Origin of the sequence: Synechococcus sp. UW69 (assembly GCF_900474185.1) — a bacterium.
Classification (GTDB): Bacteria; Cyanobacteriota; Cyanobacteriia; order PCC-6307; family Cyanobiaceae; genus Parasynechococcus.
This window is the reverse complement of record NZ_UCNW01000006.1, coordinates 82,750-96,868: the sequence shown is the minus strand read 5'-3', so window position 1 is coordinate 96,868 and position 14,119 is coordinate 82,750. Positions and strand designations below refer to the sequence as shown.

General features: G+C 59.9%; 16 protein-coding genes and 1 tRNA gene. 12 read left to right on the top strand and 5 right to left on the bottom strand.

Features of this window, described 5'->3' with window-relative positions; genetic code table 11:
- Nucleotides 1-8 precede the first annotated feature (8 nt).
- Both DXY29_RS03210 and DXY29_RS03205 read right to left on the bottom strand, forming a co-directional pair.
- Complete coding sequence (locus tag DXY29_RS03210) at nt 9-197, bottom strand: hypothetical protein (protein WP_115022865.1); 189 nt, start codon at nt 195-197, stop codon at nt 9-11.
- The gene (locus DXY29_RS03205) at nt 191-781 is read right to left on the bottom strand and encodes a recombinase family protein (protein ID WP_115023014.1); all 591 of its coding nucleotides are present in this window, start codon (nt 779-781) and stop codon (nt 191-193) included. Before DXY29_RS03205 ends, DXY29_RS03210 begins: the two co-directional genes overlap by 7 nt.
- A gap of 220 nt (nt 782-1,001) precedes the next feature.
- Here DXY29_RS03205 and DXY29_RS03200 point away from each other — a divergent pair, with 220 nt between their 5' ends.
- A complete protein-coding gene (locus DXY29_RS03200; RefSeq protein WP_115022863.1) occupies nt 1,002-1,250 on the top strand; it encodes a DUF1651 domain-containing protein in 249 nt (82 codons plus the stop codon).
- A 477-nt stretch (nt 1,251-1,727) separates the two neighbouring features.
- Here DXY29_RS03200 and DXY29_RS03195 read toward each other — a convergent pair.
- Nucleotides 1,728-1,798: transfer RNA gene (locus tag DXY29_RS03195), tRNA-Cys, on the bottom strand.
- A gap of 54 nt (nt 1,799-1,852) precedes the next feature.
- Between DXY29_RS03195 and DXY29_RS03190 the strand changes: the two genes are divergently transcribed.
- Entirely contained in the window at nt 1,853-3,073 is a 1,221-nt protein-coding gene (locus DXY29_RS03190) for a lipid-A-disaccharide synthase-related protein (RefSeq protein ID WP_115022861.1), read from the top strand.
- A gap of 19 nt (nt 3,074-3,092) precedes the next feature.
- Complete coding sequence (locus tag DXY29_RS03185; protein WP_115023012.1) at nt 3,093-3,350, top strand: hypothetical protein; 258 nt, start codon at nt 3,093-3,095, stop codon at nt 3,348-3,350.
- Nucleotides 3,351-3,352: 2 nt separating this feature from the next.
- Here DXY29_RS03185 and DXY29_RS03180 read toward each other — a convergent pair whose 3' ends face one another.
- Nucleotides 3,353-3,997 carry a ribonuclease D gene (locus DXY29_RS03180; RefSeq protein ID WP_115022859.1) on the bottom strand — a complete coding sequence of 215 codons (645 nt, stop codon included), beginning with the start codon at nt 3,995-3,997 and terminating at the stop codon, nt 3,353-3,355.
- 115 nt (nt 3,998-4,112) lie between these two features.
- On the opposite strand from DXY29_RS03180, the gene DXY29_RS03175 reads away from it, so the two are divergent.
- From DXY29_RS03175 to DXY29_RS03165, 3 genes are read left to right on the top strand one after another with little or no spacing between them, the layout of a single operon-like run.
- Complete coding sequence (locus tag DXY29_RS03175; RefSeq protein WP_115023011.1) at nt 4,113-4,496, top strand: helix-turn-helix transcriptional regulator; 384 nt, start codon at nt 4,113-4,115, stop codon at nt 4,494-4,496.
- A gap of 50 nt (nt 4,497-4,546) precedes the next feature.
- Complete coding sequence (locus tag DXY29_RS03170; protein ID WP_115022857.1) at nt 4,547-5,101, top strand: cofactor assembly of complex C subunit B; 555 nt, start codon at nt 4,547-4,549, stop codon at nt 5,099-5,101.
- 3 nt (nt 5,102-5,104) lie between these two features.
- Nucleotides 5,105-5,968 carry an N-acetylmuramoyl-L-alanine amidase gene (locus DXY29_RS03165; RefSeq protein ID WP_115022855.1) on the top strand — a complete coding sequence of 288 codons (864 nt, stop codon included), beginning with the start codon at nt 5,105-5,107 and terminating at the stop codon, nt 5,966-5,968.
- Here DXY29_RS03165 and hemF read toward each other — a convergent pair.
- Complete coding sequence (gene hemF, locus DXY29_RS03160) at nt 5,965-7,053, bottom strand: oxygen-dependent coproporphyrinogen oxidase (RefSeq protein ID WP_115022854.1); 1,089 nt, start codon at nt 7,051-7,053, stop codon at nt 5,965-5,967. The two genes, DXY29_RS03165 and hemF, sit on opposite strands and share 4 nt — an antisense overlap.
- 115 nt (nt 7,054-7,168) lie before the next feature.
- On the opposite strand from hemF, the gene DXY29_RS03155 reads away from it, so the two are divergent.
- The 6 genes from DXY29_RS03155 to gshA all read left to right on the top strand — a co-directional run bounded on the left by DXY29_RS03155 (nt 7,169) and on the right by gshA (nt 14,089).
- Nucleotides 7,169-8,245 carry an Mrp/NBP35 family ATP-binding protein gene (locus DXY29_RS03155; protein WP_115022852.1) on the top strand — a complete coding sequence of 359 codons (1,077 nt, stop codon included), beginning with the start codon at nt 7,169-7,171 and terminating at the stop codon, nt 8,243-8,245.
- A 2-nt stretch (nt 8,246-8,247) separates the two neighbouring features.
- Nucleotides 8,248-9,486, top strand: coding sequence for a rod shape-determining protein RodA (rodA, locus tag DXY29_RS03150; protein WP_115022850.1), 1,239 nt, complete (start codon nt 8,248-8,250; stop codon nt 9,484-9,486).
- Nucleotides 9,483-10,832: a sensor histidine kinase KdpD gene (locus DXY29_RS03145; protein ID WP_115022848.1), complete on the top strand. Its 1,350-nt coding sequence runs from the start codon at nt 9,483-9,485 to the stop codon at nt 10,830-10,832. The genes rodA and DXY29_RS03145 overlap by 4 nt, the downstream gene beginning before the upstream one ends.
- 102 nt (nt 10,833-10,934) lie before the next feature.
- Complete coding sequence (locus tag DXY29_RS03140; RefSeq protein WP_115022846.1) at nt 10,935-11,366, top strand: photosystem I reaction center subunit II PsaD; 432 nt, start codon at nt 10,935-10,937, stop codon at nt 11,364-11,366.
- 60 nt (nt 11,367-11,426) lie between these two features.
- A complete protein-coding gene (locus DXY29_RS03135) occupies nt 11,427-12,944 on the top strand; it encodes an anthranilate synthase component I family protein (RefSeq protein ID WP_115022845.1) in 1,518 nt (505 codons plus the stop codon).
- On the top strand, nt 12,941-14,089 hold the full coding sequence (gshA, locus tag DXY29_RS03130; protein ID WP_115022844.1) for a glutamate--cysteine ligase: 1,149 nt from the start codon (nt 12,941-12,943) through the stop codon (nt 14,087-14,089). Before DXY29_RS03135 ends, gshA begins: the two co-directional genes overlap by 4 nt.
- Nucleotides 14,090-14,119 lie beyond the last annotated feature (30 nt).

The window sequence follows — 14,119 nt, the reverse complement described above, 5'->3', positions numbered from 1 at the left end:
TATGTCTGTTACCAAGTAGATCGCTTCTTTACCTTCTCCTCCACCACGTCTCTCACCTTATCTTGAAAGTTCTTTCCCTCCTTCTCAGGAGCGAGGGCATCGGCAGCGGCACGAAGAGCATCAGCGGTGATTTGACGGGCACCTTCATTGGTGAAGAGCACAAACCCCAACGCCACGCCCAAAAGAATCTTCAGCACGACACCGCCTCCTGTTCCGAAATGATCCTGCGGATCGTGGAGAGAGCAAGTCCTGTCTGTTCTCTGATTGATCGGTAGGAGCACCCCTCATCACGCAGGCGAAGCACCAGGCGTTCCTTTGCTGCATTGGTCTTCGGGCGACCACCAAGATTCCCTCCAGTTGCTTTGCGGTGGGCAATTGACTCCTGGACTCTCTCGTTGATCAGGGACCGTTCCACCTCCGCCAGACCAGAAAGCAGTCCGATCAGAACAGGAGCGAACTTTCCTAGTCCTTTGGTCGAAACCATTCCATCAAGAGTTCGGACATGGATGCCTTCCTCCTGGAGTTGGTGCAGGCGTGAAACCACTTCCACTTGGGTCCTGCCCAAGCGATCCAACTTCGCCACAACCAGTTCGTCGCCGCTCTCAAGGGACGACAAAGCGGCTTGGAACTGTGGGCGGTTCTCTTCCTTCACCCGAGTGCTGACCTGCTCTTGGAAGACCACAGAGCAACCCGCTTCCTGCAGTGCGATCACTTGTGCCTCCAGTCCTCCCACTTGCCTGGAGGTTGAAGTTCTGGCGTATCCGATTGATTTGGCAAGCACGTTCCAGAAACCACCCCTGTTGTTGGAATTATAGAACAGAATCAACCGAACGGTCTTTTTGGAACGGTCAGACCCCAGTGGAAGTGACCTTTGGTGTTCTCGTTTGATCCTTGCTCGCAACCTCTAACTTTTTGGAACACCCGTTTCTTCCGTTTTTCGCCCTTGACCAGACCCCGCTAACCGTGAGTAGAACATATGCACTACTCAACAGGAGGGTTCAGTGAGAGAGGGTTGGTTGATTGATCAGGACGACTGCTGGATATGGCGGTTCTGGCGTGACGAGACGGCGTGGGTTCGGGATCCGAAGGTTTTCCTGGACAGGGGACGACTACTTCCTGGAGAGGAACCGCTACTGAAAGAGAGGCATTACCTCCGTAAGGACGCAGCAGAGCAGTTATGGAAGTCCCTTCAAACGCAGGGATGGAAACCGCTGAAGACGCCTGCTTGGGGTGCAACTGCTGAACCCTGAACAGGTCTATCTGCTGATGCCCTGGTGCTTTGAACCGCTTTAGACCAGGGATGAGGTAAGAGACCGCTGAAGCAGTAAAACCAGGTCTCAACGACCTTCAGGGGGGGGGGGCACCGCTTGCCCCCCTTCTCAATGCTTACGGGGGACCGAACCAGGAACGGTCGCCACTACCTGTTCTGACGGTTCTCCTACTCCTCACGGGAGAAATCCAGGAGGAAGGTGAAGGGGTCAAGAACGAGGAGACGGAACCTCTGGGGTGTGGGCACTCCAGAGGTTTTTCTTTGCGTGTGTGTATCGGAGATCTGGGAGACTTGTCGCAACTGCGGATTACAAGTTTTCCGCTACACCTCCGCTACACCAAAGCGGGATAAGTCAGTCGCAAATGAGACTCAAGTCAAACGCTATATATGGGGTATTTCAGTAGCGTGGAGATACCAAAACCACTAAAAAAGACCCTTTCGGGCCTCAATCAGATAAAGGCGGCACCCAGATTCGAACTGGGGATAAAGGATTTGCAATCCTCTGCCTTACCACTTGGCCATGCCGCCGCTGGGGAACAGCCGCTCCCATCAGGGGATCGTATCAGCCATGCCCCTGGCTCTCTGCTGTTTCTCTGCAACGGCCACGGAGAAGACCTGATCACCCTGCGGATCATCCAGGCCGTCCATAGACGTGCTCCCCGACTTTCCCTATCCGTGCTTCCTCTGGTGGGAACGGGCCGTGTTTTTGATGCTGCGGTTCAGCAGGGATGGTTAACGCGAATGGGGCCGAAAGCGGCTCTACCAAGCGGCGGATTCAGCAACCAAAGCCTACGGGGACTGCTGGCGGACCTCAGCGCTGGTCTTCCAACCCTTAGCTGGAGCCAGTGGCGCCTGGTGCGCCGCCTGGGTCATCACCACCAACCCATCGTTGCCGTCGGCGATCTGCTGCCGCTGCTGATGGCCTGGAGCAGTGGCTCCCCTTTTGGTTTCATCGGCACCCCCAAGAGCGACTACACCTGGCGCAGCGGGCCCGGACGGGCAAGAAGCGACTGCTACCACCTGCTCAAAGGCAGTGAATGGGATCCCTGGGAATGGAGCTTGATGCGTTCGCGGCGCTGTCGAGTTGTGGCCATGCGTGATCGCCTCACGGCCCGTGGCCTGCGCCGCAAAGGAGTGGATGCTCTGTCTCCGGGCAATCCGATGATGGATGGCCTACGGATTCATCCGTTGCCGTCGGCCCTAGAACGCTGCCGACGGGTGCTCCTGCTTTGCGGAAGTCGCATGCCGGAGGCCCAGCGCAACCTGCAGCGGTTGGTGCGTAGCGCCATGGCGCTGTCCGGCCGTGTGCCGATGGCACTGCTCGTGGCCGTCGGCGCCCAACCCGATGCAGAGGCACTGAGCGACAGTCTTGAACAACTGGGTTTTCGACGCAGCCTGCCGCCTTCGGACCAACTGGGTGCCGAAGCGTGCTGGGTGAAAGGAGCCTGCCTGGTACTGATCGGGCGAGGTTGCTTTGACCAATGGGCCGGCTGGGCGGAAGCCGGCATCGCCACCGCCGGAACGGCGACGGAACAATTGGTGGGGCTAGGCATTCCTGCCCTTTCCCTGCCGGGACGAGGACCACAGTTCAAGCCAGGCTTCGCCCGCCGTCAGAGCCGCCTGTTGGGGGGAGCGGTTCGTCCGTGCTCTGACGAATCCGAGCTCACCAGACGGCTCGAATACCTCCTGGATGACCCGGCACTCCGCTCCCACTTGGGACGAATCGGTGCTCAGCGGATGGGACCTGCAGGAGGGAGCGATCAGCTGGCACGCCTCATCCTGGATCGCTTCAACGGATACTGAAGACCCCCGGTTGGATGCGATGGCTGCGATTCAAGACCCCACCCTCGTCAAACTTTGCGCTCAGCTGGCGAGTCGATTGAGCATCAGCCTCGCCAGCGCCCGTCGCCAGGTCGAGCAAGCCGCGGCCCGTGAAGGTCATCGCGATGTGCAGGGGCGACGGGCGACGGCTGAATCCATGCTGGCCGCCCTCGACAACGACAACGGTGAGCACGCCCGTCAGCTGAACACGTTATTGGAGCACAGCGAAGGAGATGGCAATTTCATGCTCGAAGACTGACTTCAGTGCTCAAAAATCTGGTGAAAACGCTGCCGGTCCAACTCGGCAACCACCGGAACGCATTGAAAACAGCGCTGAGCCAGATCCCAGCGCCCTTCCCGTCGCAGCATCTGTTCCAAACGCTCCCGGGCCGGCAAGAGATATCGGACGTCGTTAGCGGCATAGGCCAGCTGAGCATCCGTGAGTTCGTCCACACGGCCCCAATCACTGCTCTGGGCGCCCTTATCAAGCTCAACACCCACCAATTCCATCACCAGATCCTTGAGACCGTGGCGGGGGGTGTAGGTCCGCCCGAGCCGACTCCCGACCTTGGTGCAGAAGACAGGATCCACCGCAATCCCCAGACCGGCGGCGAGAGCTGCCACATCAAACCGTGCGAAGTGAAACACCTTCTCCACAGTGGAGGCCTCAAACAGGCGCTTCAGGTTGGGCGCCTCGGTCTGGCCCAAGCCAATGCGGACACAGGCGACACGGTCTTCTGCGTCCGCAATTTGAACAAGACAAAGCCGGTCACGACCATGGATCAATCCCATCGCTTCGGTATCGACCGCAAGCCGCGGGCACTGCAAATAGCGCTCCGTCCAAGCTGCATCGAGATCGCGATCAAAGACGGCGAATTCCGCAGGGGACGAGGACTGCTCAGCCATGGCTTCAAGGATGGATATGGCCAGTGTGGCCAACCGCCTCTACAGCAAGTCTCAAGACTCTCCTCTTGAATCTCGAAATGAGATCGCATTTGATTGGGGGAGTTATCCCTCGCCTGTGTTCTCCCGCAGAAAGCCATCGCGCACCTGCCTGGCAGACATCGAGCAGTACTTCCACCAGCCACCGCCACAATTTCTCGACCTGGAACTGGCTGTCTGCTGGATCCTTGAGTGCCTGCTCAAAGACGACAACTATCCCTCCGCGCTCCTGCAGAAATTGATCCAGGAAGAGCCACAACTACGGCTCTCTGAAACCGTGCTGCAGCAGGCTCTGGATTTTCTCGAGCAACAGGGCTCAATTAGCAGCTACACCCAACGCTGCCCGAGTCGTGGACGACCACGGCGCATGCTGCATCTTCAATCGGATGCCCGCAATGAAGCCGAGCGACTCATGGCCCCCTGGCGCAGCTGGCTGGACGCACACCGATTTGCGTTGAACTAAGCGATTCAGCCTGCGAAAGGCTTAAAAAGGTTCATCACGATCGGGATGCCATGCCTGCAGGATTCCAATCCACTCTCCTGCTGACCGTTCTGCTGGCGATTGGCCTGGTGTTCTTCCTGCGGGCAGCAAGCAAAGACCGAACCACTGTTGTGGATGTGATGTCTCCCCAACCGCCCTTGACCGTTCTCGACGGGCTCAGCGCTTGGCTGGAGGCTCGCGGTTGGAGCCGAGATGGCGGAGATGCAGAGCGGCAGGTGCTCCGCTTTAAGGGGAAGGTGGCATCCAGCCAACCCCTGGCCGTCCTGCTGTCTCTACTGGCTGCCATCGGCTCCGCTTGCTTCGCCCTGGTTCTGCGTCAGCTGTCACCACAACTGCACTGGTGGCCCCTGCTGTTGATTGGCGTCGGACCTATGGCCGGAGCTCTTTACACACGACGAGCCTCACGCACAGAAGCCTTAGAACTGCAGTTGCTACCTCCTCCAGAGGGAGAAGGCAGCGCCATTCGCTTGCGGGCCCATCGCGACGAATTGATCGCGATCGAACTGGAACTGGCCGAGACCCTTGAACTCGCCAGTGATGGATCCCTGCTCTCCTCCCCCATCTGAACCATGCGTCTGCCGGCCTGGATTCAACGGCGTCGCTTTGCCACAGGCCTTGCCATCACAGGGCTGTCCCTGGTGACGCTCGCCATGACCAAGGCTGCTGAACAGCGCAATTGGCTGAGCACACCAGGGTCGAAAGAGCAACCAGCAGAGCAACTAGCAGAGCAACTAGCGCCGGCACCGCCAGACCCAAAACCCTGTCCCGCACCCGCCACGCCAGACCCGCTGCTGGGCCCGCGCACGAAGGAATCCGGGAGCTGGGTCGGTAGCAGCCCTGTTCAAACCAACTTGCCGATCGTCGTCATGGCAGGACACGCCGACTCCCAGGGCACCGCCAGTCCTGGAACACCGGGTTATGCCGTGGATCAGCAAAACCGTCCGCCGATGCAACCGGGCATTCGGGATGAGCTGTTCTGGAACCGCGAGGTTCAGGCTGCTGTTGTCAGCCAAGGCAAAGCACGTGGCTTGAACATCCGGTCTTACACCCCTCCCTCAATCACCATCGCGAACGACAACCACCCTTCCACCAACTGGTCGAAAGCCAAAGTGTTTTCCGAACGCGGGGAATATGTACTAGAGATCCATTTCGATGCCTACCGGCCCCATGGCTTCGGCTCAGGCCTGATTCCCGTGCTCGCGAACGTGCGTGCACTCAATGTCGTCGATGAAAGCTTGGCCAAGGCCTTTGGACGATTCCCACGGAATTTTCGAGGAGGCCTTGGAGGTCCAAGGCGTGGCATCGGGATTCTTGAAATCGCCATGCTTGAACCCCCCCTCGAAACCAAGCTCAGAGATCCGAGCACAAGGGAGCAAACCGTGAACTGCCTGGCCGAGCGCGTGGTGAACGCACTCGTTCAGGGCGTCAGTTAGTTGATCGCTCCATGGGGGCGGCAACGGTCTTCGAGGGTGGAATCCCCAAGCCAATCCTGAGGCTTGGTGAACAGCTCGGTCAGCAGGGCCTCCCTTGATCCGGCCTCTGCGGTGTAGCCATACTCCCAGCGCACGAGCGGGGGCAGAGACATCAGGATCGATTCCGTACGCCCATTGGTCTGCAATCCGAAAATCGTGCCGCGATCCCAGACCAGGTTGAATTCCACGTACCTGCCACGGCGATAGAGCTGGAACTCTCTCTCGCGGTCGCCATAAGCCATCGGGTGACGCTTCTCAACGATGGGTGCATAGGAGGGAAGGAAGGCTCTGCCGTTGGCCTGGCCGAGCGAGAACAGCTGCTCCCAGCTCAACGGTCTGGCCCCCAAACGTACAGACACCTGGGCGGCTGGGCCCGCCGGGTCCTGTCCCTTGTAAAGCGTGCCGTTGGCGTCTTGATAGTCGTAAAAAATGCCGCCGACGCCGCGGGTCTCACCACGGTGCTTCAAAAAGAAGTACTCATCGCACCAGGGCTTGAAGACCTTGTGCAGATCCGGATGAACCGAATCACAGGCCGCCTGATGGGTGCGATGAAAATGGCGTGCATCGTCGAGGAAGGGGTAATAGGGGGTCAGGTCGGCGCCCCCTCCAAACCACCACACCGGGCCAGCTTCGAAGTAGCGGTAATTGAGGTGAACCGTTGGGATGTAGGGGTTGCGCGGATGCAGCACCATCGACGTCCCCGTGGCGAACCAGGGATGACCCTTCGCCTCCGGACGCTGCTTGAGGATGGATGGAGGCAGTTCTTCCCCTTGAACCTCTGAGAAATTCACGCCGCCTTGTTCAAAGACACGGCCCTCACGCATCACCCTGGAGCGGCCACCACCCCCTTCAGGCCGCACCCAACTTTCCTCTGCAAAGCGACCTTCACCATCGAGAGCTTCCAGACCAGAGCAGATCTCGTCTTGAAGCCCCATCACCATTGCCCGAGCCCGATCTCTGGAGTCGCTGGGGGGAAGCTCGAGGGTGGAGTTGCTGACACCCACGTCCTGGCGTCCGAGGACGCGGCGAATCAGGGAGCGGACCATGTGTCAGAGACTGAAGACATCGAAACCTAACCAAGTCACCCCAGGCCTGGACAAGCATCCGTGAGGGACTGTCACGGGCGACGCCCCTAGGATCCGGCTTGCCCTAATGAAACTGATGAACCCGGTCGAGCAGGCCAACCACGCCCTCCAGCAAGTCAAAGATGCCGGCAGTGGCAAATCGGCACTGGAGCTCGGCTGGATCGAACAAATCCGCATCAGCCCGCCGCGGGCCGTGTTTCGCCTCAGCCTTCCCGGCTTCGCCCAAGGTCAGAGAGACCGAATCGTGACCGAGGCACGGGAAACTCTGCTGAGCATCGACGGCATCGACGACGTCCAGATTGAGATCGGCCAACCACCAAGCCAGGGGGGGATTGGCCAAGCAGGCCACGGACAGCCGGCTGAACGCCAGTCGATCCCAGGAGTGCGCCAGGTGATTGCTGTGAGCAGCGGCAAGGGAGGCGTCGGCAAGAGCACCGTGGCGGTCAATCTGGCCTGCGCACTCGCCCAGACCGGCCTGCGGGTTGGGCTCCTGGACGCCGATATCTACGGCCCCAACGCACCAACCATGCTGGGTGTGGCTGATCAAACGCCGGAGGTGCAGGGAAGCGGAGATCAGCAGCGGATTGTCCCGATCGAAACCTGCGGAATCGCCATGGTGTCCATGGGTCTGCTGATCGATGATCACCAGCCCGTGATCTGGCGTGGCCCGATGCTGAACGGCATCATTCGTCAGTTTCTCTACCAGGCCGAATGGGGTGAAAGGGACGTTCTTGTCGTCGACCTTCCGCCGGGCACCGGTGATGCGCAGTTGTCCCTGGCCCAGGCAGTTCCGATGGCAGGAGTTGTGATCGTGACCACCCCGCAACAGGTATCGCTGCAAGATGCGCGAAGGGGACTTGCCATGTTCCGGCAGATGGGCATTCCCGTCCTCGGCGTGGTGGAGAACATGAGCGCCTTCATTCCTCCGGATCGTCCCGACTGCCGTTATGCCCTCTTCGGCAGTGGCGGCGGAGCCCAACTCGCCTCCGACTACGACGTTCCTCTTCTGGCCCAAATTCCGATGGAAATGCCTGTGCAGGAAGGTGGAGACACAGGACGGCCGATCGTGATCAATCGCAGCGAATCAGCCAGCGCCGCAGAGTTCAAGGGGCTCGCAGATGCAGTGCTGAAGGCCGTCACCCAGCCCGCCTGAAGATGTTCAGCCGACGTGACCGCCGCAGACCGCACCGGGAGTGGGTGCTCTGGGGTGTTCCGATCGGGATGATCGCCATCGCCGGGGTGCTGATCGCCAGCACACAACGCCAGGCGGACTACGCCGACTGGTATCACCACTGGATCACCGCGGCCTTTGGGGTGCTGCTGGCGCTGGGACTGGAACGCCTGCCACTTCAGCGGCTCCGACCGCTGCTACTTCCTGTCTATGGCCTGACCGTGATCAGTCTGATAGCGGTACGGGTCATTGGAACCACGGCGCTGGGGGCCCAACGCTGGATCAGCATCGGCGGGGTTCATGTTCAGCCGTCGGAATTCGCCAAGATCGCCGCGATCCTGCTTGTGGCAGCGGTGTTGTCACGACACCCGGTGGAACGACCGATCGATCTCATGCGTCCGCTGGGGGTGATCGCCGTGCCTTGGCTCCTGGTGTTCATCCAGCCTGATCTGGGCACATCCCTTGTCTTCGGCGCCCTGATGCTCACGATGCTCTATTGGTCGGGAATGCCAATTGAGTGGGTGATTCTTTTGCTGTCACCGCTGGTGACGGCCCTTCTGTCAGGGCTTCTCCCCTGGGCCATGGGGATCTGGATCCCACTGATGGTCGTTGTCTCCTACCGCTCCCTGCCCTGGAAGCGCCTGGCGGCAACAGCAACCTTGGCCATCCACAGCGCCATGGCGGCAGTGACACCATGGCTTTGGATGCATGGCCTGAAGGACTACCAACGGGATCGTTTGGTGCTGTTCCTTGACCCCAGCAAGGATCCCCTCGGCGGGGGGTATCACCTCCTTCAAAGCACCGTGGGCATCGGTTCAGGCGGCGTCTTGGGGACGGGCCTTCTTCAAGGGCAACTGACCAAACTGCGGTTCATTCCCGAACAACACACCGATTTCATCTTCAGCGCTCTAGGCGAGGAGACGGGGTTTGTTGGGTGTCTCCTCGTGGTTCTTGGCTTTGCTGCATTGATGGCGCGGTTGCTTCAAGTCGCGCGCAATGCCCGCACCGACTTCGAATCGCTCGTGGTGATCGGAATCGGCACGATGCTGATGTTTCAAGTGGTGGTCAACATCTTCATGACCATTGGCCTGGGCCCTGTCACTGGAATCCCCCTGCCCTTCCTGAGCTATGGGCGCTCAGCGATGGTTGTGAATTTCATCGCCCTCGGCCTCTGCCTCTCTGTGGTTCGGCAGAGCCGTCGCTCCTTGGCACAACTCCGTTGACCGGACCAACCTTTACCGACCTGCGGCAACGACTGGCGCAGGATGTGCCCCAGGGTCGCTGCGATGAGATCGGTGTCCGAAGGCTTTGGTGGGCAGCTCTGGAGACCCTGCAACAGGACCTGCTTGAGCGCGGAATTGAGCGTGGAATCTGGCTAGCGGCGCCCCTGCCAGCTCTCTACGAACCGGAGTTGCTGAAACATCTGCAGGGATGGGTCTGGGCTCCAGAGCGCCTGGATCAATTGAGTCCTCATCCAACGGCACTACCTGGACGGTCAAGCAGCGATGAACCAGGCACGCTGCAGGGATGCCAACGCTTGTCACTGCGCCGCGATGACGGAGATGATCCCCTGCTGCTGGTCATCACGCCCGAGGTCCAAGTCGCCCTGGCCCTGCACGGCCCCGCCCAGAAACGCCAGTTGCTGATGCGTTCTGACCCGGAAACACTCAGTGATGTTCTGTTGCAGCTCGGGCGTCGGCTGGAGCATCAGTCACCGGCAGAGGCCGATCAGCTGCGCAAAGCACTCGAATCCATCGGCACCCTTCAGGGCAATGGATCCTGGTCAGAACAGTTCTGGCCCCGCCTAACTGAACGGCTCACCGGAACAGCCCCGGGGCTGATGCTGCAACCCATCCAGGCCGAGCGCCCACCAGAAGACCCCAGCCATGGCGATCTGAATTTGCTGGAAGCCATCACCCATGAGGTGAGAACCCCTCTAGCAACGATCAGAACATTGATCCGGTCTCTGCTGCGGCGGAAGGATCTGCCCGAAGTCGTCGTGAATCGCTTGCGTCAGATCGATGTTGAATGCAGCGAACAGATCGACCGATTTGGCCTGATCTTCCATGCCGCCGAGCTTCAACGGGAGCCCAACGAAGCCAATTTGGCCCGCACGGATTTACACGCCATCCTCACCGCCCTTGCACCCAGCTGGACGGAGCAACTGGATCGGAGAGGGATCAGCCTTGAGCTGGACCTCACCGCTGACCTGCCGGCCATTCTCAGTGACTCCCGACGGCTGGAACCGATGTTGGGAGGTCTGATCGACCGCTGCACCAGAGGGCTAGCCCCCTGCAGTCAGCTGACACTTCATCTCCAAGCGGCGGGCCCGCGAGTGAAGCTTCAACTCCATGTGGAGCATCCCAACAGAACCTCAGCCACCGAGCCCGGCACAGCTCCCCAACGCGAGGAAGTAGGGACCGTCCTGAGCTGGGATCCCAGCACTGGAAGCCTGCAGTTAAGTCAGGATGCAACTCGCCAAATGATGGCCAGCCTGGGGGGGCGCTATCAGTCCAGACGTGATCGCGACATCACCGTTTTCTTCCCCGTACACACCCCAGGAAACTGATCAATATGTTGTCGGGTGTGAAGCTTGCTTTCGGAGAGCAAAAGAGCAGCCGATGACGGTGCTACTTTCCAGTCGTAACGGCTCTTGTGGATTCCTTCAGCCATGGCAGCAACGGCGTTGAATGGTCAACTTCCTCAGCACATCGCCAGCACTGGCGGACTTCTGAACTCAGCAGAGACTGAAGAGAAATACGCGATCACCTGGACCAGCAAGACAGAGCAGGCTTTCGAGCTCCCCACCGGTGGGGCTGCCCTGATGAACTCAGGCGAAAATCTGATGTATTTCGCCCGCAAAGAGCAGTGCCTCGCCCTCGGCACCCAGCTGCGCACAAAATTCAAGCCCCGGATTGAGGACTACAAGATCTACCGGATCTACCCCGGTGGTGACACCGAGTTCCTGCATCCCAAGGATGGTGTTTTCCCCGAAAAGGTGAACGAAGGACGTTCCATGGTCGGGCACAACGCCCGTCGCATCGGCGAAAACGTCAACCCTGCCAACATCAAGTTCAGCGGCCGCAACACCTTCGACTCCTGAACGATCAATCTGCAAGCCCGGAGGTCGTGATCTTCGGGTCTTGGCTGCGATGATCAGGAGATGTTCAGTCCCGATCGCGACGCCTTTCATCAGGCGGTTTGCAGTGGAGCCAACCTGATCCCTCTGGCTCAGAGTTGGCCCGCAGATCTTGAAACACCGCTCACCACCTGGATCAAGGTGGGAGAGGGTAGGCCTCCAGGTGTTTTGCTGGAGTCCGTCGAAGGAGGTGAAACCCTCGGACGCTGGAGTGTGATCGCCTGCGATCCCCTCTGGACAGCATCAGCCAGGAATGACCGTCTGACACGCACTTGGCGCGATGGTCGTAAAGACGAGTTCACGGGCAACCCGTTTGAATCGCTCCGCGACTGCTTAGCTCCTTACGCCTGCGTCAACCTGCCGGGCTTGCCCCCACTGGGACAGCTCTATGGCGTTTGGGGCTACGAATTGATCCAATGGATTGAACCAACCGTTGCGGTGCATCCCCGAGGCGCGTCCGATCCCCCGGACGGGATCTGGATGCTGATGGACGCACTCCTGATCTTTGATCAGGTGAAACGGCAGATCACGGCCGTCGCCTTCGGCGACTTGTCCGATGGCGCGGATGAGGAACAGGCCTGGCGGTCCGCCATCGGACGGATTGACGACCTGCGCCAACGGATGGATGCACCTCTTCCGGCCGTCCAACCGCTGACCTGGGATGCCAGAAGCAAAGAACTTCCCGCCGTGCGCTCCAACCGCAGCCGCGATGAATTCGAAGCCGCCGTCGACACTGCCAAAGAACACATCGCGGCCGGCGATGTCTTTCAACTGGTGATCAGTCAGCGCCTTGAGACCGACGTTCCTCAGTCGCCCCTGGAGCTGTATCGCAGTTTGCGGATGGTGAATCCATCTCCCTACATGGCGTTCTTCGACTTTGGGGACTGGCAACTGATCGGCTCAAGCCCGGAGGTGATGGTTCAAGCCGAGCCTGCAGCAGATGGCATCCATGCCAGCCTGCGGCCCATAGCGGGCACCCGACCTCGGGGAGCCACGCCACTAGAGGATCGAGAGCTGGAAGCTGATCTGCTGGCCGACCCCAAAGAGCGCGCTGAGCACGTGATGCTGGTTGACCTGGGACGCAATGACCTCGGCAGGGTCTGCCAACCCGGAAGCGTGGCAGTGCAAGACCTCATGGTGATCGAGCGCTACTCACACGTCATGCACATCGTCAGCCAAGTCGAAGGACGCCTGGCCCCGACGCACGATGTGTGGGATTTGCTGATGGCGGCCTTTCCCGCCGGCACCGTCAGCGGCGCACCGAAGATCCGTGCCATGCAACTCATCCATACGCTTGAGCCCGATGCGCGCGGCCCCTATTCCGGGGTCTATGGATCCGTCGATCTGGCCGGAGCCCTCAACACGGCCATTACGATCCGAACCATGGTGGTGCAACCACGAGACGGTGGTGGATGCCGGGTCAAAGTTCAGGCCGGGGCCGGCATCGTTGCCGATTCACAACCGACGGCTGAATTCGAGGAAACCCTGAACAAAGCACGGGGAATGCTGACAGCACTGGCTTGCCTGAACCCGCCGGGATGACAGCTCAAAACCTTCTACTGAAAGGCTTCGAGGTCGAACTGTTCACCGGTCAGCCCAACGGAGCCAACGTCGGCGTCGCCACCGACGTTGCCAGGGAACTGCCTGGCTTCGTAACAGAACCGGACTGTCGCAATCTCGAATACATCACCGACCCGATCAGGGATTACGCCGAACTCCCCGAGGCACTGCTCGCGCCCCGACGGGAATTAAGGCGGTGGCTGCACGAGCGGGAGCTCACGCTTCTGCCAGGCAGCACCATGAGTTTGGGAGACAGCAGCCGGTTCGAACGCTCGGACCCCGGCAATGCGTATCACGCTCTCATCGAGCGGCTTTACGGCACCAGGGTCGTGACGGCCAGCATTCACATCAACCTCGGCATCACAGATCTGAACTGGTTGTTTGCGGCGGTCCGGCTCGTGCGCTGCGAGGCGGCTCTCCTGCTCGCCATGAGCGCCAGTTCCCCCTTTCTGGATGGGCGCAGCACAAGCCACCACTCCCAGAGATGGCATCAATTCCCCCTAACGCCGCAATCGGTTCCCCTATTTCGGGATCACGACCACTACATCCAGTGGGTGGAGGAGCAACTGGCCACGGGGGCCATGCGCAACGAACGTCACCTATGGACGTCCGTTCGTCCCAATGGTCTGCGACGCCCGTACGACCTCAACCGACTGGAATTACGCATCTGCGATCTCATCACCAATCCCCATGAGCTGCTGGCGATCACCTGCCTGCTTGAGCTGCGGCTTCTGGCCCTCAGACAGGACATGACTCGCCTCGATCCCCTTTGCAACAGCGTCCTATCCGCGGATGAGCTGGCCCAGCTGGCTGACAGCAATGATGCAGCCGTCGCTCAATCAAGCCTGAAGGCTGAACTCAAGCATTGGCGGGATGGCCGCCGTGCTATCACCTGCAAGGACTGGCTTGAGGAGCTGCTTGATGAGCTCGCTCCCCTCGCCGAATCCCTCCAGCTCAGTGCTTATTTGAAGCCGTTGGATGCACTGCTGACCCACGGCAATCAGGCCATGCGCTGGGAAGCGGCTCATGCCCGGGGCCAATCCATCGATGACTTGCTTCAGGAGGGGATCCAGCTGATGCAGCAGGAAGAACAACAGATAACCACCGGGGAACCCTGTTTGGGATGATCATGTTGAGTCCGTCGCAGCGTGGAGACT

Bases quoted from the DNA above. Each gene is read 5' to 3' on its own strand.
- DXY29_RS03140 (WP_115022846.1), top strand. From the start codon at position 10,935: ATGGCAGCAACGGCGTTGAATGGTCAACTTCCTCAGCACATCGCCAGC.
- DXY29_RS03155 (WP_115022852.1), top strand. From the start codon at position 7,169: ATGAACCCGGTCGAGCAGGCCAACCACGCCCTCCAGCAAGTCAAAGAT.
- rodA (WP_115022850.1), top strand. From the start codon at position 8,248: ATGTTCAGCCGACGTGACCGCCGCAGACCGCACCGGGAGTGGGTGCTC.
- DXY29_RS03185 (WP_115023012.1), top strand. From the start codon at position 3,093: ATGGCTGCGATTCAAGACCCCACCCTCGTCAAACTTTGCGCTCAGCTG.
- gshA (WP_115022844.1), top strand. From the start codon at position 12,941: ATGACAGCTCAAAACCTTCTACTGAAAGGCTTCGAGGTCGAACTGTTC.
- DXY29_RS03165 (WP_115022855.1), top strand. From the start codon at position 5,105: ATGCGTCTGCCGGCCTGGATTCAACGGCGTCGCTTTGCCACAGGCCTT.
- DXY29_RS03135 (WP_115022845.1), top strand. From the start codon at position 11,427: ATGTTCAGTCCCGATCGCGACGCCTTTCATCAGGCGGTTTGCAGTGGA.
- DXY29_RS03170 (WP_115022857.1), top strand. From the start codon at position 4,547: ATGCCTGCAGGATTCCAATCCACTCTCCTGCTGACCGTTCTGCTGGCG.
- hemF (WP_115022854.1), bottom strand. From the start codon at position 7,053: ATGGTCCGCTCCCTGATTCGCCGCGTCCTCGGACGCCAGGACGTGGGT.
- DXY29_RS03180 (WP_115022859.1), bottom strand. From the start codon at position 3,997: ATGGCTGAGCAGTCCTCGTCCCCTGCGGAATTCGCCGTCTTTGATCGC.